A 746-nucleotide genomic window follows, 5' to 3' on the forward strand; every position below is an offset into this window, starting at 1 on the left:
TGGCCGCAACCGGTCCGACCGGTGCGCGATACCGGGCTCTTCACAAGAACACATATATGGTCGCTAGCATCTTGCAATGCAACTGGAGCTGGCAGTAGACTCAGACTGTCAGCATTCTGAGAAGCTGATGTGGTGTCAGTCGATCGAGTCGACTGGTTCCCGTGCATGCTCTAAGGGCGAGCGGGTTTCAACTTATCCGAAACCTCCTTCTTAAAGGATCGCCCTATGTCACCGTCACTATCGCGCGTCCGTAACCGCGCATTCGTTGCTCAGGCAGGTCGTTGCTATTACTGTGGTTGCCCCATCTGGAACGACGGGAATTGTATGGCGGCTATGGCCACATATTTTGGAATCTCGCGTCGCCAAGTAAAAGTGTTCCAGTGCACCGGCGAGCACTTGACGTCCCGAATCGACGGCGGCTCTAGTAACCAAAGCAATATCGTAGCTTCGTGCCTAATGTGCAATGCGACACGCCATCGTTGTAAGTTCCCCCGTGATCCCATCGAACATCGGAGGCATATCCAGAATCGGATGCGCCGAAAGAAGTGGCATTCGCGCTGGGTCTATGAAAGTGGGATCTGCAGCAGTGAAGCGACGGATTTCAACAGAGACTCCGGCCTAGCGGCAAGTGGAAGTTATAAACGAGCGCCTTGGCCTCGTTAGTTTGATGCAGTTGAAACCGCACCATCGTGGGTGGTCCAACAGCTAAGCACGCTTGTTGGACTGCAAGTGACGCAAACCGACCC

Annotated in this window: 1 protein-coding gene; it reads left to right on the plus strand. The window is 54.2% G+C overall.

Annotated elements, in window-relative coordinates; all coding sequences use genetic code 11:
• Positions 1-333: 333 nt before the first annotated feature.
• A complete protein-coding gene (locus tag SB772_RS39035; RefSeq protein ID WP_410838395.1) occupies positions 334-663 on the plus strand; it encodes an HNH endonuclease in 330 nt (109 codons plus the stop codon).
• The last annotated feature ends 83 nt before the right edge of the window (positions 664-746 follow it).

It is taken from the genome of Paraburkholderia sp. SIMBA_030 (genome assembly GCF_046535245.1).
Taxonomy (GTDB): Bacteria; Pseudomonadota; Gammaproteobacteria; order Burkholderiales; family Burkholderiaceae; genus Paraburkholderia.